A 23,417-nucleotide genomic window follows, 5' to 3' on the forward strand; every position below is an offset into this window, starting at 1 on the left:
GCAATTCGCCCCATGGCTGACCCCACCCTCGACGACCTGCGCCGCTACGCCGTCGCGCGCACCCTCTTCACGCCGACGACGCTGCTCGCCGCCATCCGCAAGCTCGGCTTCGTGCAGGCCGACCCGATCCGTGCGCCGGCGCGTGCGCAAGACCTCACGCTGCGCCACCGCGTGAAGGACTACCGCGCAGGCGATCTCGAAAGCCGCTACGCGCGGCTCGCGATCGAGGAAGACTGCCTCGTCAACTACGGCTTCCTGCCGCGTGAGCACCTGGCGCTGATGCATCCGCGCGAGGCCAGGAAAGCCTGGGACGCCGACACGCGCCGCAAGGCCGCCGACGTGCTGGCCTATGTGCGCGAGCACGGCCCGGTGCATCCGCGCCAGGTCGAGCAGCACTTCGCGCATGGCCGCATCCAGAACTACTGGGGCGGCTCCAGCAACGCCACCACGCACCTGCTCGACGGCATGCACTACCGCGGCCTGCTGCGCGTGGTGCGGCGCGACAGCGGCACGCGGGTCTATGAAGCGGTGAGCCATCCGCCCGCCGACGACAGCCCCGCCGGGCGCGCGCAGCGTGCGGCGGCGCTCATCGAACTGGTGGTGCGCAAGTACGCGCCGCTGCCGGCCACGAGCCTGACCTACCTCGTTCGCCTGCTCGGCTATGGCGCGCCGCACCTGGCTGCGCAGACGCAGGCGGCGCTGCGGCTGGCGCGCGAGGAGCTGGCCAGTTGCCGCATCGACGGCACGACGTGGTACTGGCCCGCCGACGAGAACCCCGTCTCGCGCCGTCATGCGCCCGACGATGCGGTGCGGCTGCTCGCGCCCTTCGACCCGGTGGTGTGGGACCGCCGCCGCTTCGAGCTGCTGTGGGGCTGGACGTACAAGTTCGAGGCCTACACGCCCGCGCCGAAACGGCAGTTCGGCTACTACGCGCTGCCGATGCTGTGGCACGACCGCGTGATCGGCTGGGCCAACGTGAGTGCCCCTGAGGGCCGCTTGCAGCCCACCTTCGGCTACGCCGACGCGAAGAAGCCGCACGGCGCGGCCTTCCGCACGGGCCTCGACGAAGAACTGCACCGCATGACGCAGTTCCTCGCGGGCCGCTGACGCGGCCTTTTATAATCGCCCGCCTCAGCCAGCCGCCCGCGCCCGCCGCGAGCCCGCCAGCCGTCTTCGAAGGAACGAAGACGCAGCAGCCCGAGCGACGACACCCCCCGTCATCGCCCCCGGCCACTGCCCCCACGACGCCGTAGACACACAACACCAGCCGGATGCGCTTTCCTTTCGGAATGCGCCACGGCACGCGCTCGTTCGTTTCCGCTTTTTTCGATCGCACCCGAGAAGCCATGGCGCGCCTGACCGCGCCGCAGCCACTCCCCCGCCCTAGACACGTCCGAAGCAGGACACAGGAGAAGCTGCACATGACACTCAAGAATCGCCGCCCCGGAACGCCGCTCACGCGGCGGGGCTATGCCTCGCTCGCGGTCACCGCCGCGGCGCTCGCCGCCAGCGCACATGCCCACGCGCAAGAAACCGCCGCTGCCGAAACGCGGCAGGCGCTGCCCACCGTCACCGTCTCGGGCGATGCCGGCGAGACCGCCACCGGCCCCGTGACGGGCTTCGTCGCCAGGCGCGGCAGCACCGCCACCAAGACCGACACGCCGCTGATCGAGACGCCGCAGGCCATCTCGGTCGTCACGCGCGACCAGATCGAAGCCCAGGGCGCGCTCACCCTGCGCGAGACCACCAACTACACGGCCGGCGTGGTGTCGAGCTACTTCGACAGCCGCGTGGATTCGTTCAAGGCCCGCGGCGGCGACGCCGTGCAGTATCTCGACGGCCTGCAACGCACCTACGGCACCTACAACGCCAGCCGGCCCGACCCGTACATGCTGGAGCGCGTGGAGCTGCTGCGCGGCCCTTCGTCGGTGCTGTACGGCCAGGGCGGCATCGGCGGCGTGCTCAACCTCGTGTCGAAGCGTCCGCAGGCCGAGACGCAGCGCGAGGTGCAGCTGCAGCTGGGCAACAACGCGCGCAAGCAGATCGCCGCCGATTTCACCGGCTCGCTCGATCCCGAGAGCAAGTGGATGTACCGCCTCGTGGCCGTGAACCGCGACAGCGGCACGCAGGTCGACCACGTGTCGGACGACCGCATCGCGATCGCGCCCTCGCTCACCTGGCGCCCGAACGCCGACACCTCGCTCACGCTGCAGGCGTCCTACCAGAAGGACAAGAGCGGCTCGCTGATCGGCTTCTTCCCGTGGCAGGGCACGCTGCTGCCCTCGCTGTACGGCCGCATCCCGACCTCGACCTTCACCGGCGAGCCGGGCTTCGACCGCTTCGACACGCGCAGCACCTCGCTGGGCTACCTGTTCAGCCACCGCCTCAACGACACCTGGACGGTGCGCCAGAACCTGCGCTCGACCGAGAGCAAGGTCTGGTACAACACCTCGTACACCAGCTTCACGGCCAACCGCCTCACGGGCCGTCCGGCACGCCCGGTGTTCAACGCCGACCAGCGCACCATCGAACGCGACCTGAGCAGCGACATCAACGGCGGCAAGATGCTGCTGCTCGACAACCAGGCCGAAGCGCACTTCAAGACCGGCGAGGTCGAGCACACGCTGCTGCTGGGCGCCGACTTCCAGCGCAACACCACCTCCAAACTCTCGGGCCGCGGCCGCGCGGGCGCGCTCGACGTGTACGCGCCGGTGTACGGCAACTACACGGCCCCCACCAGCTTCACGCGCGCACCCGAGGTGGTGCAGAAGCAGGCGGGCCTGTACGTGCAGGACCAGGTCAAGTACGGCCGCTGGATCGGCCTGCTGGGCCTGCGCCACGACAAGGCCACCACCGACACCGAAGGCCGCCCCGCCGCGGCGGCCGACGACAAGGCCACCACCAAGCGCGCCGGCCTGGTCTACCTGGCCGACGGCGGCTGGGCGCCGTACCTGAGCTATGCCGAATCGTTCCTGCCGCTGGGCGGCGTCGACACGTCGAACAACCCCTTCAAGCCCCAGCGCGGCAAGCAGTGGGAAGCCGGCGTGAAGTGGGAGCCCGCGGGCCAGCGCACCTCGTTCATGGCGGCGGTGTACGACCTGCGCGACACCAACCGCAAGACCACCGACCCGACCAACCCGCTCAACAGCGTGCAGCTCGGCGAAGTGCACGTGAAGGGCCTGGAGCTCGAGTACAAGGGCAGCATCGCGCGCGACTGGGACTGGATCGCCTCGTACGCCTACACCGACGCGCGCGTGTCGAAGAGCAACGGCGCCGACCTGGGCAAGCGCATCTCGGGCGTGCCCAAGCACACGGCCTCTGCCTGGGTGACCAAGCGCTTCTCGATCGGCGGCCTGCACGGCTTCTCGGCCGGCGGCGGCGTGCGCTACCTGGGCAAGTCGTACGACGGCATGGACAGCACCCCCGCGCCCGCGGTCACGCTGTTCGACGCGATGTTCGCGTGGGACAACGGCCCGCTGCGCCTGGCGCTCAATGTGGCCAACCTGACCGACAAGGTGCAGATCACCACCTGCCTGGCACGCGGCGACTGCTTCTACGGCCAGCGCCGTACCCTGACCGCGAGCGCGACGTACCGCTTCTGAAGCAAATCCCCGCGCGCTCGAAGGTCTGGCGCGCGGGCGACAACCGGCCCGGCGGCGTGCTTCTAGAATCGCGCCGTCGTCCGGTTCGCCGGACGGCAAGCGTTCTCAGGGCGGGGTGCAATTCCCCACCGGCGGTGATGGCAACGAAAGTTGCACAAGCCCGCGAGCGCCTCGGACCTGCCACAGGTTCGAGGGTCAGCAGATTTCGGTGCGATTCCGAAGCCGACGGTCACAGTCCGGATGAAAGAGAGCGCGAAATGCGGGCATGCCCGCGCGCCTTGCTTTGCTTCTTTTGGCAAACCGGCGCGCGAGCGGGCCTGTGGTTTCGTGCGCCCTGATTCAGGAAACCTGCTTTCAAGAGGCACACCATGAGTCAGATCAACGACCTTCCCCTTTCTGCCGTCACCGCGTCGGGTTCGCCGCGCGGCCAGCGCATCGCATTCGTCGAGGCGCAATGGCATTCCGACATCGTCCACCAGGCACGCGACGCTTTTCTCGAAGAGATGGCGCGGCTCGGCGTGGCGCGCGAACTCATCGACATCTTCGATGTGCCTGGCGCCTTCGAGATTCCGCTGCACGCCAAGCGCCTGGCCAACTCGGGCAAGTACGCGGCCATCATCGGCTGCGCGCTGGTGGTGGACGGCGGCATCTACCGCCACGAGTTCGTCGCCAACACCGTCGTCAGCACGCTGATGTCGCTGCAGCTGGAGACCGACGTGCCGATCTTCTCGGCCGTGCTCACGCCGCACCACTTCCACGAGCACGTGGAGCACCGCAAGTACTTCCACCGCCACTTCGCAATCAAGGGCACCGAAGTGGCCGAGGCCTGCTTCAAGACGCTCGAGGCGCTGGACAAGGTCGACGCCCTGCTGGCCGCCTGAGCGGGTTGGCAAGAGGCGCAAGCGTGCAGTAACCTGCGCGGATGGCCTCTCCATCCGCCCCGGCGGTCGCAGCAGCAGCCGCCGACCGCTACACCCTCTATGGGGCGCCCGGCTCGGGCGCCACGCCCATCCATGCCGCGCTGACGCTGATCGGCGCGCAGGTCGACACGGTCGACATCGCCCCCTGGGAGGGCGAGTCCGAGCGCGAGCGACTGACCGGCGTCAACCCGATGCAGCAGGTGCCCGCGCTCGTGCTGCCTTCGGGCGAAGTCATGACCGAGAGCGCGGCCATCCTCATCTGGCTGGGCGACCGCTATCCCGAGGCCGGGCTTTGCCCCGCGCCCGGCGATCCGCGCCGCGCGCAGTACCTGCGATGGATGGTCTACCTGCCGGCCTCGATCTATTCGATGTTCTGGGTGCGCGACGAGCCGTCGCGCCTCGCGGCCGACGCCGCCGCGCAGGCCGTGGTGCTCGAACGCACGGCCGCGCGCATCGCGCACTGCTGGCACCTCATGGACACGCAGATCGACGAACCCGCGCCCTACCTGCTCGGCGACACGCTCAGCATGCTCGACCTGTACGTGACTGTGGTGTCGCGCTGGACGCCGACCCGCCGGCGCTTCTACCGCGTGGCGCCGCGCATGGCGCGCGTGGTGCGGCGCGTGGACGCCGACCCACGGCTGGCGGCGTTCTGGGCGGCACGCTTTCCGTTCTCGATGGATGCGGACGAAGAGACAAGCTGAGGCCCGTTCGTCTCTTCTCATAATCGACGCCATGACCGCACGCACACCGACCACCGCCTACCCGATGACGATCTACCACAAGCCCAACTGCAGCACGTCGCGCAACGTGCTGGGCTTGATCCGCGAAAGCGGCGTGGAGCCCGAGATCGTCCTGTACCTGGAAACGCCGCCCTCGAAGAAGAAGCTGCGCGAGCTGGCGAAGGCCATGGGCCTGACGGCGCGCGACCTGCTGCGCACGAAGGAAGCGCCCTACGAAGAACTGAAGCTGGCGGACGAGAAACTGACGGACGACCAGCTGTTCGACGCGATCGTGGCGAACCCGATCCTGTTGCAGCGGCCCATCGTCGTGTCGCCGCGCGGCACGCTCATGTGCCGCCCTTGGGAACGCGTGCGCGAGATTCTTCCCGCTTAAGTCGGTTGATCTTCGGGCTGCTGCGCCAGCCCCCACGCGACATGCTCGCGCACCAGCTCGCTCGGATGTTCGGCGCGCGTGGCCAGCGCTTCCTTCGCGCCGCCCTCGCCTGAGCGCACCGCATTGCCCAGCGCCACCGCGATGTTGCGCAGCCAGCGCTCGTGGCCGATGCGGCGGATCGGGCTGCCTTCGGTGCGGCGCAAGAAATCTTCCTCGCTCCACGCGAACAGCTCGGCCAGCGTGCGGCCCGTGAGCCCCTCGCGCGCGTCGAAGTCGGGCAGCGTGCTCTTCTTCGCGAACTTGTTCCAGGGGCAGATCAGCTGGCAGTCGTCGCAGCCGTAGATGCGGTTGGCCATGAGCGGGCGCAGCTCCACCGGAATGGCGCCGGCGTGCTCGATCGTCAGGTAGGAGATGCAGCGGCGCGCATCGAGCCGCTGCGGCGCGACGATGGCACGCGTCGGGCACACGTCGATGCAGGCGCTGCAGCTGCCACAGTGCGCGCTGACGGGCTCGCTCGGCGGCAGCGCCATGTCGACGTAGATTTCGCCCAGGAAGAACATCGAGCCCGCGTCGCGGTCGAGCACCAGCGTGTGCTTGCCGCGCCAGCCCTGGCCGCTGCGCGAGGCGAGCTCGGCCTCGAGCACCGGCGCCGAATCGGTGAAGGCGCGGTGGCCGAAGGGGCCGACCTCTTCGGCGATCTTCTCGGCCAGTTTGGCCAGGCGGTTGCGCAGCACCTTGTGATAGTCGCGGCCCCGCGCGTACAGCGACACGATGGCCTCGCCGGGCCGGCGCAGCCGGTCGAACTCGATGGCCTGCCACTCGGCGTCGGTGTCGCGCGGCAGGTAGTCCATGCGCGCGGTGATCACGCTCACCGTGCCCGGCACCAGCTCCGCGGGCCGCGCGCGGCGCGTGCCGTGCGTTGCCATGTATTGCATTTCTCCATGGAACCCATGGGCCAGCCATTGCATCAGACCGTCTTCGGCGCTCGACAGATCGACGCCCGCGATTCCGATTTGGGAGAATCCGAGTTCCCGGGCCAAGGCCTGAATACGAGCAACGAGTGGATGGCTGACGATCACTTGCCGATTGTAGAAACGCGCACCCTGCGCTGGCAGGGCGAAGACGACACCGACGCGCTGGCGCGCGCGCTCGCCGCATCGCCCGCGTTGCGCGACGCTTTCATCGCGCTGCAGGGCGACCTGGGCGCCGGCAAGACCACCTTCGTGCGTCACCTGCTGCGCGCGCTCGGCATCACCGGACGCATCAAGAGCCCCACCTACGCGGTGGTCGAGCCGCACGAGGCGCCCGACGGGCTGGCCATCTACCACTTCGATTTCTACCGTTTCGCCGACCCGCGCGAATGGGACGACGCGGGCTTCCGCGACATCTTCGCGGGCCCGGGCCTCAAGCTGGCCGAGTGGCCGGAAAACGCCGCGGGGCGCACCCCACCTGCCGACCTAGCTATTAAAATAGAAGCAATGACCGACGACACCCGCAGCGTGACCCTCCTGGCGAACACCCCTCGCGGCAGCGATCTGCTGGCGTGCCTGGCCGCATGAAGGCGACCGGCCTGAAACGGCGCGTGCTGCTGCAAGGCGGCAGCATCGCGCTGATGCTGGGCGTGCACCAGATCGCGCGCGGCGCCAGCATCCTCGCCGTGCGCGTGTGGCCCGCCGCCGACTACACCCGCGTGACCATCGAGTCCGACGCCCGCCTCAACTCGCAGCAGCTCGTGGTCGGCAGCCCGCCCCGGCTGGCCGTGGACATCGAGGGCATCGACCTGAACACCGAGCTGCGCGACCTGGTCGGCAAGATCAAGCCCGGCGACCCGTACATCAACGGCCTGCGCATCGGGCAGAACGCACCGAAGGTGGTGCGCATCGTGTTCGACCTGAAGCAGACCGTGCGCCCGCAGGTGTTCTCGCTGGCGCCCGTCGCCGCCTACAAGCACCGGCTGGTGCTCGACCTGTACCCCGAACAGGCCATCGACCCGATGGAAGCGCTGATCGCCGAGCGGCTGCGCGATGCGCCCAAGAACGGCAGCAGCACCACCCCCAGCAACGGCCCGGTCGTCGCCACCGCCCCGCCCGCCCCCGCCACGCCGTCGCCGGCCCCCGCGCCCGTGCGCCCCGCGATGCCGCCCGGCGACCCGCTGGGCGACCTGATGGCGCAGCAGGCCGCGCGCCCCGCGCCCTCCGCGCCCGCACCGGCCTTGCCGCCCGGCGGCATGCCGCTGCCGCCGGCACCGCCGCCCGTGGTGGCCGCTGCGCCCCCGGCTCGGCCCGTGACGCCGCCCGGTCCGCCGCCGCGCGCCACGGCCAGCCGCACCGACCGCATCATCATCGTGGCGCTCGACCCCGGCCACGGCGGTGAAGACCCCGGCGCCATCGGCCCGAACGGCACGCGCGAGAAAGACATCGTGCTGCAGGTGGCGCACCGCCTGCGCGAGCGCATCAACGCGGCCAGCGTCAACGGCAGCCCGATGCGCGCCTTTCTCACGCGCGATGCCGACTTCTTCGTGCCGCTGGGCGTGCGCGTGCAGAAGGCGCGGCGCGTGCAGGCCGACCTGTTCGTGAGCATCCATGCCGACGCCTTCACCACGCCCGCCGCGCGCGGCGCCAGCGTGTTCGCACTGAGCCAGAGCGGCGCCTCCAGCAGCGCCGCGCGCTGGCTGGCCAACAAGGAAAACGACGCCGACAAGGTCGGCGGCGTGAACGTGGGCAACCACGAGGCGCAGGTGCAGCGCGCGCTGCTCGACATGAGCACCACCGCGCAGATCAACGACAGCCTGAAGCTCGGCGGCGCGATGCTCGGCGAAATCAAGGGCATCGGCGCGCGGCTGCACAAGGCGCAGGTCGAGCAGGCCGGTTTCGCGGTGCTGAAGGCGCCCGACATCCCGAGCGTGCTGGTCGAGACGGCCTTCATCAGCAACCCCGAGGAAGAGGCCAACCTGCGCCGCGCCGACTACCAGGAGAACCTGGCCGACGCGCTGATGCGCGGCATCCAGCGCTACTTTGCGCAGAACCCGCCGCTGGCGCGCAGCCGCCAGCTGTGACCTAGAAGCCCGCCACGCGGGCGACCCACGCGGCCAGATAAAGGCCGACGCCGAAGACCGCGTGCGTGACCAAGCTCTGGAACCGCGCCATCGCCGGGCGCGGCGTGCGGCGCGCCGCAAAGCCCGCCCCCATCGCCGGCTGCATCACGCAGAACGGCAGGAGCACGGTGCCGACGCCGACGATCAACGCAGGCACCAGCGTCGGCTGGCGCGCCCACGCCAGCCCCCAACCTACGAGCAGCACGGCCGCGAACGCGATGCCGAGCAGGTAGTGCGCGGTCCAGCCGATGACGCCCTCGCCCGCCACGCGCGGCGACTTGCCGATGGGGTCGTGAAAGAAGCGCCCGCGCGTCAGGTGCACGAGCCAGCGACCGACGAGCGCGTAGTCCAGCGAGGGGATGCCGAACAGGCGCTGGCGCAGCACGGCCCACAGGTCCATCACCACCGTCGCGCCGGCGCCGATCCACAGCGTGCGCAGCGCGCATTCGACGGCCTCAGACATGGCCACGCTCCCGCCCCGGCGCGCGCGCCGCGATCATCCAGCAGGCCGCGACAAAGCGCACGTCGTCGCCCTGCACATAGGGCGCGAAGGCGGCATGCAGCGTCTCGACGACCTGCGCGCGCGTTGTGGCATCCACCTCCTGCAGGACCAGGCCGACCGGCCCGAGCCGCGTGAAGTAGTCGGCCAGCGCCGTCGCGGGGAACGCGCACTCGACCTCGAAGGGCTGGATGTCGACCTCGCCCCATCCGCTCGCCTCGAGGATGCCCGCGACCCGCGCGCGGTCAGCGAACGCGAACTGGCCCGGTGCGTTCGGCTGGCGCGGCGGCAGGCCGGGCAGCAGCGGCGCGGCGGCGCGCTCGGCCGTGGTCATGAACGGGTTGTCAGCCCCGCCGCGCCAGGCGATGCAGCGCAGGGCCGCACCGTCGGTCGACGCGTGCCGCAGGTTCGTGAAGGCCCGCACCGGGTCGTCGAAGAACATCACGCCCAGGCGCGAGATGACCGTGTCGAACGCGGCCGGCTCGAAGGCATGGCCCTGCACGTCGGCGCAGACGAAGCGGGCCGACGGGAGCACCTCGCGTGCAGCGCGGGCCTTCGCCGCCTCGATCATCGGCGCCGAGATGTCGACGCCAAGGCATTGGCCCGCCGGGCCGAGTTGCCGCGCCACGGCGAGCGTCGTGCGACCGGTGCCGCAGCCGACGTCGAGCACGCGGCGTGCGCCCACGGCGCGCACCGCGTCGGTCAGCCGCGCTTCGAGCGGCTGGAACATCGCGTCGAGCACGGCCTGCGTCCGGACCCAGGCGCTGCCAGCGTGGCCGTTCCACAAGGCGGCCTGCTCGGCATTGGCGGGAGATGTGTCGTCCATGATCGTTTTCCTTCAGGTGCCTTCAAGCGGCGAGAGCTAGACTGTGCCAATTCAAGTCGACTTGAAGTCAAGAGGGGGCCGGCACATGGACATTTCGGAAGTGGCGCAACGCGCCGGCGTTCCCGCCTCGACGCTGCGCTTCTATGAAGAAAAAGGGCTGATCGCCTCGACCGGCCGGCACGGCCTGCGCCGCGTGTTCGCGCCCGAGGTGCTGGAGCGGCTGGCGCTCATCGCGCTGGGGCGCGCCGCCGGTTTCTCGCTGGAGGAAATCGGCCACATGTTCTCGCCCGAAGGCAAGCCGCGCATCGACCGGCAGGTGCTCGCGGACAAGGCGCAGGACCTGGACCGCACGATCCGCCAGCTCACGGCGATGCGCGACGGCCTGCGGCATGCGGCGGTCTGCCCCGCGCCCAGCCACATGGAATGCCCCACCTTCCGCCGCATCCTGCGGGCGGCGTCGTCGGGTGCGCTGGAAGCCCCGAAGAAGAAGGCGCCGAAGCCGCGCACCCCATAGCACCACCTGGCCACACCCGCTTTCAGGCGTTGCGTTCCGCAACACGCGCCCCTGCGCACAGGCAAGCGCGGCAGGCTCCTACACCGCGAAATGCATACTTTTGACCATGATGAGCCATCACTCTCGAAAGGTGGACCTCATGTTGAAGACACGTCTCTGGATCGCCGCTGCAGCTGCCACTTCGGTCATGACGCTGGCAGGTTGTGCGAGCGGTCCGAACCAGAACCTCGGCACCGGCATTGGCGCACTCGGCGGCGCGGCGGTGGGCCATGCGATCGGCGGCAACACGGGCAGCACGCTCGGCGGCGCGGCCATCGGCGGCATCATCGGCAACCAGGTGGGCCGCAACGTCGACGAGCGCAACTACTACAACCAGCAACGCTACCCGCGCGGCAGTGGCTACTACCCGGACAACGGGCCGCGCTACTGATTGATCCTTCCAACCCTCAACGAAAAAACGCGCCCTCCGGCGCGTTTTTTCTTGGCGGCGAGCCGGGAGCCGCTCAGGCCTGCGATGCCGCCGCCCGCGCCTTCTCGGCCTTCGAGGCGCGCCACGCGCCGAAGATGGCCAGCAGGCCGGGCACGAAGATCAGCGCCCAGATGATCTTGTCCAGGTGCTGACGCACGAACGGCAGGTTGCCGAAGAAGTAGCCCGCGGTGGCGATGCCCAGCACCCAGATGAGCGCACCGCCCACGTTGTAGGCCGTGAACTTCGCGCGGTTCATCTCGGCCACGCCGGCCACGAAGGGCGCGAAGGTGCGAATGAAGGGCATGAAGCGCGCCAGCACGATGGTGATGCCGCCGTAGCGTTCGTAGAAGCTGTGGGCCTGGTCGAAGGCCTTGCGGTTGAAGAAGCGCGAGTTCTCCCACTGGAACACCTTGGGCCCGAAGTAGCGCCCGATCGAGTAGTTGCACTGGTCGCCCAGGATGGCCGCCGCGATCAGGATGCCGCAGGCCAGCGGAAAACTCATGAGCCCCACGCCGCACAGCGCCCCGACGATGAACAGCAGCGAGTCGCCCGGCAGGAACGGCATGACCACCGCGCCGGTCTCGACGAACACGATCAGGAACAGCAGCGCATAGACCCAGGGGCCGTAGGCGACCACGAAGGCCTCGAGGTGTTTGTCGACGTGAAGGATGAAGTCGACGAGAAAGCTGATGATTTCCATGGGCGCGGATTATCCTTGTTGGCATGCCGCACCTTTTCCGAATCACCCCATGATCCAGATCCGCGAAGCCCTCGATACCGACTGGCCCAGCCTCTGGGCCGTTCTCGAACCGACGTTCCGCCGCGGCGACACCTACACCTACCCGCCCGATGTGACGGAAGAACAGGCCCGCCATTCGTGGATGAAGGTGCCCACCCTGACCTTCGTGGCCTGCAACGACGAAGGCGCCGTGCTCGGCACCTATGTGATCCGCCCCAACCAGCCCGGCCAGGGCGCGCACGTGAGCAACTGCGGGTACGTGGTGTCCGAGGCGGCGCGCGGCCTGGGCGTGGCCTCGGCGCTGTGCGAACACTCGCAGCAGCAGGCCCTGCGCATGGGCTTCCTGGCGATGCAGTTCAACTTCGTCGTCTCCACCAACGAGCGCGCGGTGCGGCTGTGGCAGCACATGGGCTTCGCCATCGTCGGCACGCTGCCGGGCGCATTCAGGCATCCGCAGCTGGGCTTCGTGGACGCCTTCGTCATGTACAAGCAGCTGCAGCCTTTCCCCGGCGCGGCATGAAGAAGATCGAGCCCCGGCTCCTGCAGGCCTTCGTGGCCGTGGCCCGCGAGGGCTCGGTGTCGCGCGGCGCGCAGCGCCTGTTCCTCACGCAGCCGGCCGTGAGCCTGCAGCTCAAGGAGCTGGGCGCGCTGGTCGAGCTGGAGCTGTTCCAGCGCACGCCCACCGGCCTGCTGCTCACGCGCGACGGCGCGGCGCTGCTCAACCACGCCGAACATGCGCTCGAGAGCCTGAGCGATTTCGCGGTGGCCGCCGAGCGGCTCAAGGGCGGCGTGCGCGGCTCGCTGCGCATCGGCACCATCCTCGACCCCGACTTCACGCGGCTCAGCCCCTTCCTCACCGAACTGGTGGCGCTGGCGCCCGAGCTCGAGACCGAGCTGCATCAGGGCACGAGCGGCGACGTGCTGGCCCAACTGCTGAACAAGGAACTCGACATCGGCTTCTACCTCGGCGACCCCGAGGCCACCGACCTGCCGCAGGCCAGCGCCGCCTCACGGCGTCACGACGGCGAGCTGTTCCATTCGCAGGTGCTGGCGCGCTTCAACTACCAGGTGATCGGCCCGAGCGGCTGGGCGCCCCAGGTGCTGGGCCGCGACTGGCCCGAGCTGGCGTACCTGCCGTGGGTGCTGGCACCGGCGACCTCCTCACATTCGCGGCTGCTGGCGCCGGTGCTGCAGGCCCACAAGCTGGTGCTGAAGAAAGCCGCGCAGGCCGACCAGGAGATGTCGATGCTGGCGCTGGTGCGCGCCGGCGTGGGCATTTCGCTGGCGCGCGATGCACTGGCACTGCAGGCCAGCCAGCGCGACGGCCTGGTCATTGCCGACCGGGTGAGCATCGGCTGCGACCTGCGCTTTGTCTGCCTGGCCGGCGCGCTCAAGCGGCCGGAGGTGGACTGCGCGTGGCAGGCCCTGTCGCGCGTCTGGCGACAGGCCTTCTGAACGACTAGGCGCGCGCCCGGCCGTCGAGCACGGCCGCCGGCGCCGCCGCAGCCCCGCCCTTCTTCGCCACGCGCCAGCCCTTCGGCATGAGCGCCAGCATCAGCGCAGCCAGCAGCGCCGCGCTGCCCAGCGTGTACAGCCCCGCAGCCGAGCCGCCGTGGTTCTGCTCCACGTAGGTCCGCAGGTTGGGCGCCACGAAGCCGCCCAGGTTGCCGATGGAATTGACCAGCGCGATGCCCGTGGCAATGCCCAGGCCCGACAGCCGCTCCGACAGGAAGGCATAGAAGATCGGCGTGCCCGACAGGTAGGTCGACGCGCCGATCGACAGCGCCGCGATCGCGAAGATCGGCGAGCCGTGCGCCGACAGGCACACGCACACGCCGAAGATCGTGTACAGCGTGGCCACGGTGACGCGGCGGCGGTCGTGGTGCCGGTCGGACCAGCGCGTGACGAAGTACACGACGAACAGTGCCAGCAGCCACGGGATGCTGGTGACGAAGCCGACCAGCAGGCCGATCTTCTGGCCCAGGATCTGCCCCACCTGGGTCGGGAGATAGAAGATGAGGCCGTAGGCGGCGATCTGCACGATGAAGAAATTCAGCGCGAAGAACATGACGCGCGGATTGCACAGCGTCTGCCACACGGTCTGCGGGCTGTCGGCCGACTTCTCCGCCGCTTCCTGGTCGAGCACGGCCTGCAGTGCGTTCTGCTGCGCGGTCGTGAGCCAGGGCGCGTTGTGCGGCCGGTCGACGATGACGAAGAAGGCCACGACGCCCACCACCACGGCCATCAGGCCCTCGATGAGGAACATCCACTCCCAGCCCTTGAGGCCGCCGATGCCGTTCATGTCGAGCAGCGCGCCGGAGATCGGCCCGCCGATGACGAGCGCGCCCGCAAAGCCGAACAGCAAAATGCCGTTGGCCTGCGCGCGCACCTTGGCGGGAAACCAGTAGGTCAGCGTGAGCAGCACGCCGGGGTAGAAGCCCGCCTCCGCGATGCCGAGCAGGAAGCGCAGCACGTAGAAGGAGGTCTCGGTGGTGGCGAACATCATGGCCGAGGCCACGAGCCCCCAGGTGACCATGATCCGGCACAGCCAGATGCGCGGGCCGACGCGCGACAGGATCACGTTGCTCGGCACTTCGAAGATCGCGTAGCTCACGAAGAAGATGCCGGCGCCGAGCGCGAAGGCGCTGTTGCTCAGGCCGGTGTCGATCTGCAGCGCCTGCTTGGCGAAGCCGACGTTCACGCGATCAAGAATCGACATGATGTACATGACGATCAGCATGGGCAGCAGGCGCCAGCGCGCCTTGTGGATGGCGCCTGTGACCAGCTCGCCGTAGGGACTCGTGGTTGTCATTGTTGTTGTCTCCTGAATAGTTAGGTCTGTCTGGAAGCCGTGGAGGCTAGCCGCGTGCGACCGCGCCATGGACCGGGTTCGTCACCGAACCCAGCCCGTCGATCTCGACCGAGACCACGTCGCCGCGCTTCAGGAAGCGTGGCGGCTTCAGGCCCAGGCCGACGCCCGCGGGCGTGCCGGTGAGGATCAGGTCGCCGGGTTCGAGCGTGATGGCGCGCGAGAGGTACGCCACGAGGAACGCGACCGAGAAGATCATTTCGCTGGTGTTGGACGACTGCACGGCCTCGCCGTTGACGAGGCAGCGGATGCCCAGCGATTGCACGTCGGCCACTTCGTCGCGCGTGACGACGGTGGGCGCGAGCGGGCAGAAGCCGTCGAGTGACTTGCCGCGCACCCATTGCGCCTCGCCCAGTTGCACGTCGCGCGCGCTCACGTCGTTGGCGGCGACGTAGCCGAACACATGCGAGAGCGCATCCGCTTCGCTCACGCCTTGTGCGCGCTGGCCGATGACGACGCCGAGTTCGGCTTCCCAGTCGACCTTCTCGGTGAAGCCTTCGGGCCAGGTGATCGCGTCGCCTTCGGCCGCCAGCGTGTTGGTGAACTTGGCGAAGACGACGGGCTTCTCGGGGATGGCCAGGCCGGTCTCGATGCAATGGTCGCGGTAGTTGGCGCCGATGCAGATGATGTTTCTCGGTGCGAACGGCAAGGTGGGCTTGACGTCGGCGAGCGGGATCGGCTGGCCTGCGTCGCGCCAGGGCTGGCCTTCGACGATGTCCTGCATGCGGGCCGCATCGACGGGCTGCAGTGCGCCGTCCTTGATGTAGCCCACGCGGGGGCCCTGCGGCGTTTGAACGCTCATCCACTTCATGTCTGACTCCTTCTTCTGATTTAAAAAATTCTGGGTGCGGGGGTGGGTTCATTCAGGGCGTGTGCTCAGGCCACCGGGTACTTCCCTCCGCGAATGTCCCCCGGGGCTTCGCCCCTCCTCCTTGATTTCGCTGCGGGAAGCACCCAGTGTCCTGAGCACGGGACACATCGCTGGTGCGCGCCGATCAACAACCGCTCGGCTCGACGATCACGTCGATGGGTGCCTTGCGCAGCGAAATCAAGGGGGAGGCCGCAGGCCGGAGGACATTCGCGGAGCAAGGCACCCGTCGGCGGGATCGCGCCCTGAACAGCAACCGTCCTCAGTGATTCCGACGAGGAATCCCCGCCGTCTGCGCCACGCGCTGGTACTTGGTCGCCGGCTTCAGCACCATGCCTTCAGAGAGCGTGTCCACCATCGCGCGCTGGATTTCCTGCCACGGTGTCTGGCTCGCGGGAATCGGGTAGCCGCCCTTCGCTTCGAGGTCACGGGCGCGCGCTTGCAGCACCGCGTCGTCGACGAGCATGTTGACGGTGCGCTCCTTCAAATCCACGCGCACCTTGTCGCCGGTCTGCAGCAGTGCCAGGCCCGCGCCCGCAGCGGCTTCGGGCGAGGCGTTGAGGATCGACGGCGAACCCGAGGTGCCCGACTGCCGGCCGTCGCCGATGCAGGGCAAGGCCGACACGCCGCTCTTGAGCAGATGCGACGGCGCGCGCATGTTGACCACCTCCGACGAGCCCGGGTGCCCGATGGGGCCGACGCCGCGCATGAACAGGATGCAGCTCGCGTCGATGTCCAGCGACGGGTCTTCGATGCGGGCTTCGAAATCTTCCGGGCCGTCGAACACGATGGCGCGGCCCACGAAGGCGTCGAGGTCGCCGGCCCGGCTCAGGTAGCGCGCGCGGAACTCGTCGGAGATCACGCTGGTCTTCATGATCGCGCTGTCGAAGAGGTTTCCCGACATCACGAGGAAGCCGGCGTTCTCGCGCAGCGGCTGGTCGAAGGGGCGGATCACGTCGGCGTCTTTCACCGGCGCGTCGGCGCAGTTGGTCGCCAGGGTGTGGCCGTTGACGGTGCGCGCGTCGGTGCGGATCAGGCCGTGGCGGTGCAGTTCCGCGACCACGGCGGGCACACCACCCGCGCGGTAGAACTCCTCGCCGAGGTACTTACCGGCGGGCTGCATGTCGAGCAGCAGCGGCACGTCGAGGCCGACCTTTTCCCAGTCCTGGATGTTGAGTTCGACACCGGCGTGCTTGGCGATGGCGATGAGGTGGATCGGCGCGTTGGTCGAACCGCCGATGGCCGAGTTGACGACGATCGCGTTCTCGAAGGCCGAGCGCGTGAGGATGTCCGAGGGCTTGAGGTCTTCGCGCACCATGTCGACGATGCGCCGGCCGGTTTCGTAGGCCATCTGGCCGCGCTCGCGGTACGGCGCGGGAATGGCCGCGCAGCCGGGCAGGCTCATGCCCAGTGCTTCGGCCAGGGCGTTCATGGTCGAGGCCGTGCCCATCACGTTGCAGTGGCCGGCCGAGGGCACGGTGGAGCCCACGAGGTCGATGTAGCCGGGGAAGTCGATGCTGCCCTTGGCGAACAGCTCGCGCGCCTTGAACAGCGTGGTGCCGGTGCCGGTGCGCTGGCCTTCGTGCCAGCCGTTGAGCATGGGGCCGCCCGACAGCACGATGGCGGGGATGTTGGCGGTGGCCGCGGCCATCAGCGCGGCGGGCGTGGTCTTGTCGCAACCGGTGGTCAGCACCACGCCGTCGATCGGGTAGCCCGTGAGGATCTCGACGAGCCCCAGGTAGGCCAGGTTGCGGTCGAGCGCGGCCGTGGGGCGGCGGCCGTTCTCCTGGATCGGGTGCATCGGGAATTCCATCGCGATGCCGCCCATCTCGCGGATGCCTTCGCGCACCCGCAGCGACAGCTCGCGGTGGTGGCGGTTGCAGGGCGTGAGGTCGGAGCCGCTTTGCGCGATGCCGATGATCGGCTTGCCCGATTGCAGCTCTTCGCGGGTGAGGCCGTAGTTCAGGAACCAGGCCAGGTGCAGGACCGAGAGCTCGCTGTGTTCGGGGTTGTTGAACCAGGCGGCGGAGCGCAGGGGGCGGGGTGTCGTCATGGCGTCGGCTTTCAGGGTGGTCGGCGAACGCGCGCGGCGGCCCCCTGCGCGGCATGGCGGTGGGCCATGGCGATGTCCTGGGTGTCTCCGGTGCGTTCTTGTTGTGCGAATACGTTGGCGAGAGGGAGCTTAGGTTTTCGCCTTCGCCAAAGCCAATGAGATCGGTTGAGGATCGGTATAAGCGCGCCAAATACACCTCCCGAACACCTCGATACCCTGTAGAAAGTCCGGTCCGCGCCCCCGCTTTTAGAATGTTTCCGGTGAGTGCCCTACCCTCCTCCCTCCCCCCCGCCGAACGCCGCCCGATCCGTGAACTCCCCGACGAGCTGATCAGCCAGATCGCCGCCGGTGAAATGGTCGAGCGCCCCGCCTCGGTGGTGCGTGAACTGCTCGACAACGCGCTGGACGCCGGCGCGCGCCAGATCACCGTGCGGCTGGCCTCGGGCGGCGTGCGGCTGATCTCGGTGGAAGACGACGGCCTGGGCATTCCCCGCGAAGAACTCACGGTGGCACTGCGCCGCCACGCCACCAGCAAGATCGCGAGCCTGAGCGACCTCGAAACGGTCGGCACCATGGGCTTTCGCGGCGAGGCGCTGGCGGCCATCAACGCAATCGCCGAGCTCAGCATCCTTTCGCGCTTCACCGGCGCCGACAGCGCCTTCGTGCTCGACGGCGGCACGGGCGAGCTGCGGCCCGTGGCGCGCTCGGTGGGCACCACGGTCGAGGTGCGCGAGCTGTTCTTTGCCACGCCCGCGCGGCGCAAGTTCCTGAAGACCGACGCCACCGAGCTGGCCCACTGCATCGAGGCCGTGCGCCGCCATGCGTTGGCCCGGCCCGAGGTGGGCTTTTCGGTCTGGCACGACGGCAAGTTGATCGAACAATGGCGCGCCGCCGCCACGCCCGAGCAGCGGCTGGCCGATGCGCTGAGCGACGACTTCGTGTCGCAGAGCGTCTCCGTGCTGCGCGAAGGCGGCCCGGTGCGCGTGGTCGGCCGTGCCGGCATTCCCGACGCGGCGCGCTCGCGCAACGACCAGCAGTTCTTCTACGTCAACGGCCGCTTCGTGCGCGACAAGGTGCTGTCGCACGCGGTGCGCAGCGCCTACGAAGACGTGCTGCACGGCCAGCGCCAGCCGGTGTACGTGCTGTACCTGGAGATCGACCCGGCGCGCGTCGACGTCAACGTGCACCCGACCAAGATCGAGGTGCGCTTTCGCGACGGGCGCGAGGTGCACCAGGCGGTGCGCCACGCCATCGAGGACGCGCTGGCCGCGCCGCGCGCCGGCGATGCGCTGGCACCGGCCGACGCGCCGCCGCAGCCCTTCTTCAAGCAGACCCCGCTGCCGCCGAGCGCCAGCTGGTCGCAGCCCGCGATCCCGTTCCAGGCGCGCGAGCGCGGCACCGGCGACTTCGAGGCCATGTGGCCGCGGCGCACCGAGGAACAGGGGCATGCGCCGGTCACGGCCCCGTCACAGTGGCAGACCGAAGCGCCGGCGATGTCGTTCCGCGCGCCGGTCGGACTGCCCGACAGCGAGGCCCTGGCCCCCATGCCAGCGCCCGTCATGAACCAGGACGCCTGGCCGCTGGGCCGCGCGCTGGCCCAGTTGCAGGGCATCTACATCCTGGCCGAGAACAGCCAGGGCCTGGTGATCGTCGACATGCACGCGGCGCACGAGCGCATCGTCTACGAGCGGCTCAAGACCCAGCTCGACGGCGCGGCCATCACGAGCCAACCGCTGCTGATTCCGGCCACCTTCGCCGCCACGCCGCAGGAAGTGGCCACGGCCGAAGCCTGCGCCGAGGTGCTGCCCACGCTGGGGCTGGAGATCACGCCCTTCTCGGCCCGCACGCTGGCGGTGCGCGCCGTGCCCGGCACGCTGGCCGACGGCGACCCGGTGGAGCTGGCGCGCAGCGTGCTCGCCGAACTGGGCCAGCACGACGCGAGCACCGTGGTGCAGCGCGCGCAGAACGAGCTGCTGTCGACCATGGCCTGCCACGGTGCAGTGCGCGCCAACCGCAAGCTCACCATCGACGAGATGAACGGCCTGCTGCGCCAGATGGAAGCCACCGAGCGCTCCGACCAGTGCAACCACGGCCGGCCGACCTGGCGCCAGCTGTCGATCCGCGAGCTCGATTCGCTGTTCATGCGCGGGCGCTGAGCCTCAAGGTTTCGCGTCATCGGCGGCCACGCCGACATGCCGCAGCGTGACGGCGGCCAGCACTGCCAAGATTGCGATGCTGACGGCGCTGGTGGCTGCGGCGGCATTCAGTCCTGCGAGGAAGGCGGCTTGCGCCTGTTCGAGCACGCCAGCGGGCAATTCATGCGCGACCGCCGTGGCGCCGGCCAGGCTGTCCGATACCGCGCGTTGAAGGTTCACGGCCATGCCGCCGATCGGCTCGCCCATCCGCGTGCGATACACCGCCGTCGTCAGGCTGCCCAGCGTGGCGATGCCCACGGCCAGGCCCAGCTCCTGCACCGTTTCGGACAAGGCCGAGGCCGATCCCGCCTTCTCGGGCGGCGCGGCGCCCACGACCAGGTCGGTCCCCAGCGCGGCGATGGTGCCCAGGCCGAGGTACACGAGCGAGAACGCGGCCGTCACCCACGCGATGCCATGCGGCGTGCGATCGAGCTGGCTCAGCACCAGGTAGCCCACGACCGACAACCCCAGCGCACCCGCCATCACATGGCCCGGCCGGATGCGCCGCGCGAGCAGCGGCGCGGTGATGCCGGCCACCAGCATCGCGAGCGCCGGCGGGCCCATCCACAGCCCGGCCTGCAGTGGTGACAGACCCGCCACCAGCTGCAGGTACTGGGTCACCAGCAGCATCGTCCCACCGACACCGATCAGCCCCACCAGCAGCACCACGAGCGCGACGCTGAAGGCCCGGCTGGCGAACAGGCCGAGGTCGATCAGCGGATGGCGCAACCGCCGTTGCCGCCGGACGAACCCCAGCGCGAACGCCAGCCCACCGACGAGCGCCAGCACGGCGCCAATGCCGATTCCGTCCTTCGCGACCTGCTTGATGCCGTAGACCACCGGCAGCAACGCAAGCAGCGACAGCGCGACGCTGGGCAGATCGAGCCGCCCCTGCTGCGGCGCGCGGTACTCCGGCAGCAGGAACGGCGCGGCCACCAGCAGCAGCCCGACCACCGGCAGCGCGACCAGAAAGGCCGCGCCCCAGCCGTGGTGCGCGAGCAGCAGGCCGCCCACCACGGGCCCGGCCGCCATGCCGAGCGCGAACATGGTCGCCCACAGCCCGATCGCCAGCGCGCGCTGGTGCGGGTGCAGGAACATGTTGCTGATCAGCGCCAGCGTCGACGGCATCAGCGTCGCGCCCGCCACGCCGAGCACGGCACGTGCGGCGATCAGCTGGTTGGCGCTGGTCGAACAGGCCGCGATCACCGACGCCGCGCCGAACGCCGCCGCGCCCACCATGAGCAGCTTGCGCCGCCTGATGCGGTCGCCCAGCGTGCCCATCGTGACGAGGAAGCCGGCAATCATGAAACCGTAGGCATCGACGATCCACAGCGCCTGCGCGCTCGTGGGGCGCAGGTCCAGGGCCAGCGCGGGCAGTGCCAGGTGCAGCAGCGTGAGGTCGAGGCCGAGCAGCAAGGTCGGCAGCGCCAGCAGCGCGAGCCCGGTCCATTCGCGGGCGCCGGCGCGGCCTTCGCGCCTCGCGGCCGGAAGGTGGTCGGAAAGGGAAAGTGAATCGCAAGGTGCGGTCAAAAGGGGCCTCCGGGTGCGCGTTCGGGTTGCGGAAGCCCCATCTTCAGGACAAGATCATCACATTACAATTTAAGCGCTTATCCTATTACTGGAGACAACAGGCTTGATCGAACGCAGCCTCAGCCGCACCAAGAACGAGCTGTCGGAGTTCCTGACCCGGCACCGCCGCAAGCTCACGCCCGCCGATGTCGGCCTGCCCTCGCAGGGGCGGCGCCGCACGCCCGGCCTGCGGCGCGAAGAGGTCGCGGTGATGGCCGGCGTGGGGCTCACCTGGTACACCTGGTTCGAACAGGGGCGCGAGATCCAGGTGTCGCAGAAATTCCTGCTCGGCGTGGCGCATGCCCTGAAGCTGGACGACGCCGAGTGCAGCCACCTGTTCCTGCTGGCCCACAAGCGCCCGCCACCGCCCGAGGCCTATCAGCCGGTGTCGGTCACGCCCCACATCCAGCAGCTGATGGACGACCTGCCAACCCGCCCCGCCTACGTGTGCAACCTGCGCTGGGATGTCGTGGCCTGGAACGCCGCGGCCGAGGCGCTGTTCGGCTTCAGCGCGCGCGAACCCGAAGTGCGCAACCTGCTGCGCATGGTGTTCGCCGACCCCGAACTGCGCCGGCACCTGCCCGCCTGGCGCGACGATGCGCCCGGGCTGCTGGCGCAATTCCGATACGACTTCGCCGTCGCACCCGACGATCCGGCCATGCTGGGTCTGGTCACGGACCTGAAAGCACTCTCCCCCGACTTCCGCCGCTGGTGGGACACCCCCGACAGCGCGCCCGCCCGGCGCGGGCTCGGATGCGTACAGATGGCCGACAGCGGACCGTTGGAGTTTCACCACGAAACCTTGGTGGTCGACACGCACCGGCACCTGCGGATGGTGGTGTATTTCGTGCAGCCGGCGCCGGGCTGAACACCGGGGCCTGTGCGGCAGATAAGCGCCATCAGCGCCGTTTTTGAGGGTTTTCGAGGGTTTTGTGGCGTCATCCACGGTGCGGGCACGCACGTTGCATGGTCTCGTGCCAGGCGCCGGCGAGCGCTGCACAGGGGGAGCTGACACGCGATGCCGACGCGTTTCAGAAAGCAAGCAGATGAACTTTCGGCCGACTTTCGCTGTCCCTCCACCCCATGATCAAACGCTGGCCCCTCCTCGCGTCCATCTTTTCGCTCTGTGCCCTCCTGGCAGCCGGCTGTTCGACCCTCGACGAACGCCAGCGCGAATGGATCTTCCAGCCCAGCGACCGCAGCTGGGGCAATTCGGCCCAGATGACCGAAGGCATGCAGGACGTGTGGATCGACTTCCAGTCGTCCATCACCGGTGAACCGGCGCGCCTGCACGGCCTGTGGCTCGGCGGCGCCCCCGAAACCACCGAGACCCCCGTGCTGCTGTACCTGCATGGTGCGCGCTACAACGTGGCCGGCTCGGCACCGCGCATCCAGCGCATGCACGAGCTGGGCTTCTCGGTGCTGGCCATCGACTACCGCGGCTTCGGCAAGAGCTCCAAGGGCCTGCCCTCGGAAGCCTCGGCCCGCGAAGACGCCCGCGCCGCCTGGACCTGGCTGGCCGCACGCCATCCGCGCCAGCACCGTTACATCTTCGGCCACTCGCTGGGCGGCGCCATCGGCATCGACCTGGCGGCCACGGTGAACGACGAGAGCGGCACCATCGTCGAGAGCACCTTCACCTCCATCGCCGACGTGGCCAGCAGCTTCAAGTGGGGCTGGCTGCCCTTCGGCCCGTTCATCACGCAGCGCTTCGAGGCGATTCGCACGGTCAAGGACATCGGCGCGCCGCTGCTCGTGGTGCACGGCACCGCCGACAGCCTGATCAACCCGACGCTCGGGCGCAAGCTGTACGACGCGGCCACGGTGCCCAAGATGTTCGTGCTGGTCGAGGGCGGCTCGCACCACAACACCAACTCGGTGGGCGCGACGCAGTACCGCGCGGCGCTGTCGCAGCTGTTTCGCATGAAGCCCGAGGACAGCAGCACCGTGGCGGACAGCCGGCCGCAGCCGCGGCTGGTGTCGCCGCGGCCTGCACAGCCTTCATTGCCTTCCGCGGCGCTGTCGCCGCAAGAGGTGCGGGGCGAGGCGCACACGCCCGCCCCCGCCGCCATCTAAACCGGCTT

22 protein-coding genes and 1 riboswitch are annotated in these 23,417 nt (G+C 69.3%); of the genes, 14 read left to right on the plus strand and 8 right to left on the minus strand.

All coding sequences use genetic code 11. The features are described from left to right. Window positions 1–12: 12 nt before the first annotated feature. The 5 genes from ACAM42_RS22245 to arsC all read left to right on the plus strand — a co-directional run bounded on the left by ACAM42_RS22245 (window position 13) and on the right by arsC (window position 5,638). Entirely contained in the window at window positions 13–1,107 is a 1,095-nt protein-coding gene (locus ACAM42_RS22245; RefSeq protein ID WP_369629438.1) for a crosslink repair DNA glycosylase YcaQ family protein, read from the plus strand. A gap of 314 nt (window positions 1,108–1,421) precedes the next feature. Further along, window positions 1,422–3,602, plus strand: coding sequence for a TonB-dependent siderophore receptor (locus tag ACAM42_RS22250; RefSeq protein WP_369629439.1), 2,181 nt, complete (start codon window positions 1,422–1,424; stop codon window positions 3,600–3,602). 97 nt (window positions 3,603–3,699) lie between these two features. Further along, window positions 3,700–3,858, plus strand: a riboswitch (FMN riboswitch). A gap of 112 nt (window positions 3,859–3,970) precedes the next feature. Further along, on the plus strand, window positions 3,971–4,483 hold the full coding sequence (locus ACAM42_RS22255; protein WP_070061276.1) for a 6,7-dimethyl-8-ribityllumazine synthase: 513 nt from the start codon (window positions 3,971–3,973) through the stop codon (window positions 4,481–4,483). Between the two features lie 41 nt (window positions 4,484–4,524). Further along, window positions 4,525–5,226 (plus strand): glutathione S-transferase family protein, encoded by a 702-nt coding sequence (locus ACAM42_RS22260; RefSeq protein ID WP_369629440.1) that lies wholly within the window; start codon window positions 4,525–4,527, stop codon window positions 5,224–5,226. 31 nt (window positions 5,227–5,257) lie between these two features. Continuing rightward, window positions 5,258–5,638, plus strand: a complete 381-nt coding sequence (gene arsC / locus ACAM42_RS22265) for an arsenate reductase (glutaredoxin) (RefSeq protein ID WP_369629441.1) — start codon at window positions 5,258–5,260, stop codon at window positions 5,636–5,638. Here the strand turns inward: arsC and queG are convergent. After that, window positions 5,635–6,717 (minus strand): tRNA epoxyqueuosine(34) reductase QueG, encoded by a 1,083-nt coding sequence (gene queG, locus ACAM42_RS22270; protein ID WP_175497049.1) that lies wholly within the window; start codon window positions 6,715–6,717, stop codon window positions 5,635–5,637. The two genes, arsC and queG, sit on opposite strands and share 4 nt — an antisense overlap. Between queG and tsaE the strand changes: the two genes are divergently transcribed. Next, window positions 6,703–7,197: a tRNA (adenosine(37)-N6)-threonylcarbamoyltransferase complex ATPase subunit type 1 TsaE gene (tsaE, locus tag ACAM42_RS22275; RefSeq protein WP_056579690.1), complete on the plus strand. Its 495-nt coding sequence runs from the start codon at window positions 6,703–6,705 to the stop codon at window positions 7,195–7,197. The two genes, queG and tsaE, sit on opposite strands and share 15 nt — an antisense overlap. Next, the gene (locus tag ACAM42_RS22280; RefSeq protein WP_369629442.1) at window positions 7,194–8,693 is read left to right on the plus strand and encodes an N-acetylmuramoyl-L-alanine amidase; all 1,500 of its coding nucleotides are present in this window, start codon (window positions 7,194–7,196) and stop codon (window positions 8,691–8,693) included. Before tsaE ends, ACAM42_RS22280 begins: the two co-directional genes overlap by 4 nt. 1 nt (window position 8,694) lies before the next feature. Here the strand turns inward: ACAM42_RS22280 and ACAM42_RS22285 are convergent, their stop codons facing one another. Continuing rightward, complete coding sequence (locus tag ACAM42_RS22285; RefSeq protein WP_369629443.1) at window positions 8,695–9,195, minus strand: DUF2938 domain-containing protein; 501 nt, start codon at window positions 9,193–9,195, stop codon at window positions 8,695–8,697. Continuing rightward, window positions 9,188–10,057: a class I SAM-dependent methyltransferase gene (locus tag ACAM42_RS22290; RefSeq protein ID WP_369629444.1), complete on the minus strand. Its 870-nt coding sequence runs from the start codon at window positions 10,055–10,057 to the stop codon at window positions 9,188–9,190. The genes ACAM42_RS22285 and ACAM42_RS22290 overlap by 8 nt, the downstream gene beginning before the upstream one ends. A gap of 85 nt (window positions 10,058–10,142) precedes the next feature. On the opposite strand from ACAM42_RS22290, the gene ACAM42_RS22295 reads away from it, so the two are divergent. Together ACAM42_RS22295 and ACAM42_RS22300 are read left to right on the plus strand one after the other, a co-directional pair. Further along, the gene (locus ACAM42_RS22295; protein WP_159276157.1) at window positions 10,143–10,571 is read left to right on the plus strand and encodes a helix-turn-helix domain-containing protein; all 429 of its coding nucleotides are present in this window, start codon (window positions 10,143–10,145) and stop codon (window positions 10,569–10,571) included. A gap of 139 nt (window positions 10,572–10,710) precedes the next feature. After that, the gene (locus tag ACAM42_RS22300; RefSeq protein WP_223301444.1) at window positions 10,711–11,001 is read left to right on the plus strand and encodes a glycine zipper domain-containing protein; all 291 of its coding nucleotides are present in this window, start codon (window positions 10,711–10,713) and stop codon (window positions 10,999–11,001) included. 73 nt (window positions 11,002–11,074) lie between these two features. Here ACAM42_RS22300 and ACAM42_RS22305 read toward each other — a convergent pair whose 3' ends face one another. Then, window positions 11,075–11,740 carry a DedA family protein gene (locus ACAM42_RS22305; protein WP_062478522.1) on the minus strand — a complete coding sequence of 222 codons (666 nt, stop codon included), beginning with the start codon at window positions 11,738–11,740 and terminating at the stop codon, window positions 11,075–11,077. Between the two features lie 49 nt (window positions 11,741–11,789). On the opposite strand from ACAM42_RS22305, the gene ACAM42_RS22310 reads away from it, so the two are divergent. Together ACAM42_RS22310 and ACAM42_RS22315 are read left to right on the plus strand one after the other, a co-directional pair. Next, window positions 11,790–12,299, plus strand: coding sequence for an N-acetyltransferase family protein (locus ACAM42_RS22310; RefSeq protein ID WP_369629445.1), 510 nt, complete (start codon window positions 11,790–11,792; stop codon window positions 12,297–12,299). Further along, on the plus strand, window positions 12,296–13,234 hold the full coding sequence (locus ACAM42_RS22315) for a LysR family transcriptional regulator (RefSeq protein ID WP_369629446.1): 939 nt from the start codon (window positions 12,296–12,298) through the stop codon (window positions 13,232–13,234). The genes ACAM42_RS22310 and ACAM42_RS22315 overlap by 4 nt, the downstream gene beginning before the upstream one ends. A gap of 4 nt (window positions 13,235–13,238) precedes the next feature. Here ACAM42_RS22315 and ACAM42_RS22320 read toward each other — a convergent pair whose 3' ends face one another. From ACAM42_RS22320 to ACAM42_RS22330, 3 genes are all read right to left on the minus strand, one after another. Continuing rightward, window positions 13,239–14,591, minus strand: a complete 1,353-nt coding sequence (locus ACAM42_RS22320; RefSeq protein WP_369629447.1) for an MFS transporter — start codon at window positions 14,589–14,591, stop codon at window positions 13,239–13,241. Window positions 14,592–14,637: 46 nt separating this feature from the next. After that, on the minus strand, window positions 14,638–15,459 hold the full coding sequence (locus ACAM42_RS22325) for a fumarylacetoacetate hydrolase family protein (RefSeq protein WP_369629448.1): 822 nt from the start codon (window positions 15,457–15,459) through the stop codon (window positions 14,638–14,640). A gap of 319 nt (window positions 15,460–15,778) precedes the next feature. After that, complete coding sequence (locus tag ACAM42_RS22330) at window positions 15,779–17,569, minus strand: IlvD/Edd family dehydratase (RefSeq protein ID WP_369629449.1); 1,791 nt, start codon at window positions 17,567–17,569, stop codon at window positions 15,779–15,781. A gap of 260 nt (window positions 17,570–17,829) precedes the next feature. Between ACAM42_RS22330 and mutL the strand changes: the two genes are divergently transcribed. Then, window positions 17,830–19,725, plus strand: coding sequence for a DNA mismatch repair endonuclease MutL (gene mutL / locus ACAM42_RS22335; protein ID WP_369629450.1), 1,896 nt, complete (start codon window positions 17,830–17,832; stop codon window positions 19,723–19,725). A 3-nt stretch (window positions 19,726–19,728) separates the two neighbouring features. On the opposite strand, the gene ACAM42_RS22340 is transcribed toward mutL, so the two are convergent. Next, window positions 19,729–21,294, minus strand: coding sequence for an MFS transporter (locus tag ACAM42_RS22340; protein ID WP_369629451.1), 1,566 nt, complete (start codon window positions 21,292–21,294; stop codon window positions 19,729–19,731). Between the two features lie 103 nt (window positions 21,295–21,397). On the opposite strand from ACAM42_RS22340, the gene ACAM42_RS22345 reads away from it, so the two are divergent. Further along, window positions 21,398–22,201 carry a helix-turn-helix transcriptional regulator gene (locus tag ACAM42_RS22345; protein ID WP_369629452.1) on the plus strand — a complete coding sequence of 268 codons (804 nt, stop codon included), beginning with the start codon at window positions 21,398–21,400 and terminating at the stop codon, window positions 22,199–22,201. Between the two features lie 215 nt (window positions 22,202–22,416). Then, window positions 22,417–23,409: an alpha/beta hydrolase gene (locus ACAM42_RS22350; protein ID WP_175497121.1), complete on the plus strand. Its 993-nt coding sequence runs from the start codon at window positions 22,417–22,419 to the stop codon at window positions 23,407–23,409. Window positions 23,410–23,417: the final 8 nt, after the last annotated feature.

The organism is Variovorax sp. V35 (assembly GCF_041154465.1).
Taxonomy (GTDB): domain Bacteria; phylum Pseudomonadota; class Gammaproteobacteria; order Burkholderiales; family Burkholderiaceae_C; genus Variovorax; species Variovorax boronicumulans.

What these genes read in the sequence shown, in the direction of transcription:
- ACAM42_RS22305 (WP_062478522.1), bottom strand. Translation starts at nt 11,740, where the DNA reads ATGGAAATCATCAGCTTTCTCGTCGACTTCATCCTTCACGTCGACAAA.
- tsaE (WP_056579690.1), top strand. Translation starts at nt 6,703, where the DNA reads ATGGCTGACGATCACTTGCCGATTGTAGAAACGCGCACCCTGCGCTGG.
- ACAM42_RS22295 (WP_159276157.1), top strand. Translation starts at nt 10,143, where the DNA reads ATGGACATTTCGGAAGTGGCGCAACGCGCCGGCGTTCCCGCCTCGACG.
- ACAM42_RS22285 (WP_369629443.1), bottom strand. Translation starts at nt 9,195, where the DNA reads ATGTCTGAGGCCGTCGAATGCGCGCTGCGCACGCTGTGGATCGGCGCC.
- ACAM42_RS22320 (WP_369629447.1), bottom strand. Translation starts at nt 14,591, where the DNA reads ATGACAACCACGAGTCCCTACGGCGAGCTGGTCACAGGCGCCATCCAC.
- ACAM42_RS22325 (WP_369629448.1), bottom strand. Translation starts at nt 15,459, where the DNA reads ATGAAGTGGATGAGCGTTCAAACGCCGCAGGGCCCCCGCGTGGGCTAC.
- ACAM42_RS22315 (WP_369629446.1), top strand. Translation starts at nt 12,296, where the DNA reads ATGAAGAAGATCGAGCCCCGGCTCCTGCAGGCCTTCGTGGCCGTGGCC.
- ACAM42_RS22280 (WP_369629442.1), top strand. Translation starts at nt 7,194, where the DNA reads ATGAAGGCGACCGGCCTGAAACGGCGCGTGCTGCTGCAAGGCGGCAGC.
- ACAM42_RS22260 (WP_369629440.1), top strand. Translation starts at nt 4,525, where the DNA reads ATGGCCTCTCCATCCGCCCCGGCGGTCGCAGCAGCAGCCGCCGACCGC.
- ACAM42_RS22330 (WP_369629449.1), bottom strand. Translation starts at nt 17,569, where the DNA reads ATGACGACACCCCGCCCCCTGCGCTCCGCCGCCTGGTTCAACAACCCC.
- ACAM42_RS22245 (WP_369629438.1), top strand. Translation starts at nt 13, where the DNA reads ATGGCTGACCCCACCCTCGACGACCTGCGCCGCTACGCCGTCGCGCGC.
- ACAM42_RS22255 (WP_070061276.1), top strand. Translation starts at nt 3,971, where the DNA reads ATGAGTCAGATCAACGACCTTCCCCTTTCTGCCGTCACCGCGTCGGGT.
- ACAM42_RS22300 (WP_223301444.1), top strand. Translation starts at nt 10,711, where the DNA reads ATGTTGAAGACACGTCTCTGGATCGCCGCTGCAGCTGCCACTTCGGTC.
- ACAM42_RS22250 (WP_369629439.1), top strand. Translation starts at nt 1,422, where the DNA reads ATGACACTCAAGAATCGCCGCCCCGGAACGCCGCTCACGCGGCGGGGC.
- ACAM42_RS22350 (WP_175497121.1), top strand. Translation starts at nt 22,417, where the DNA reads ATGATCAAACGCTGGCCCCTCCTCGCGTCCATCTTTTCGCTCTGTGCC.
- ACAM42_RS22290 (WP_369629444.1), bottom strand. Translation starts at nt 10,057, where the DNA reads ATGGACGACACATCTCCCGCCAATGCCGAGCAGGCCGCCTTGTGGAAC.
- ACAM42_RS22310 (WP_369629445.1), top strand. Translation starts at nt 11,790, where the DNA reads ATGATCCAGATCCGCGAAGCCCTCGATACCGACTGGCCCAGCCTCTGG.
- arsC (WP_369629441.1), top strand. Translation starts at nt 5,258, where the DNA reads ATGACCGCACGCACACCGACCACCGCCTACCCGATGACGATCTACCAC.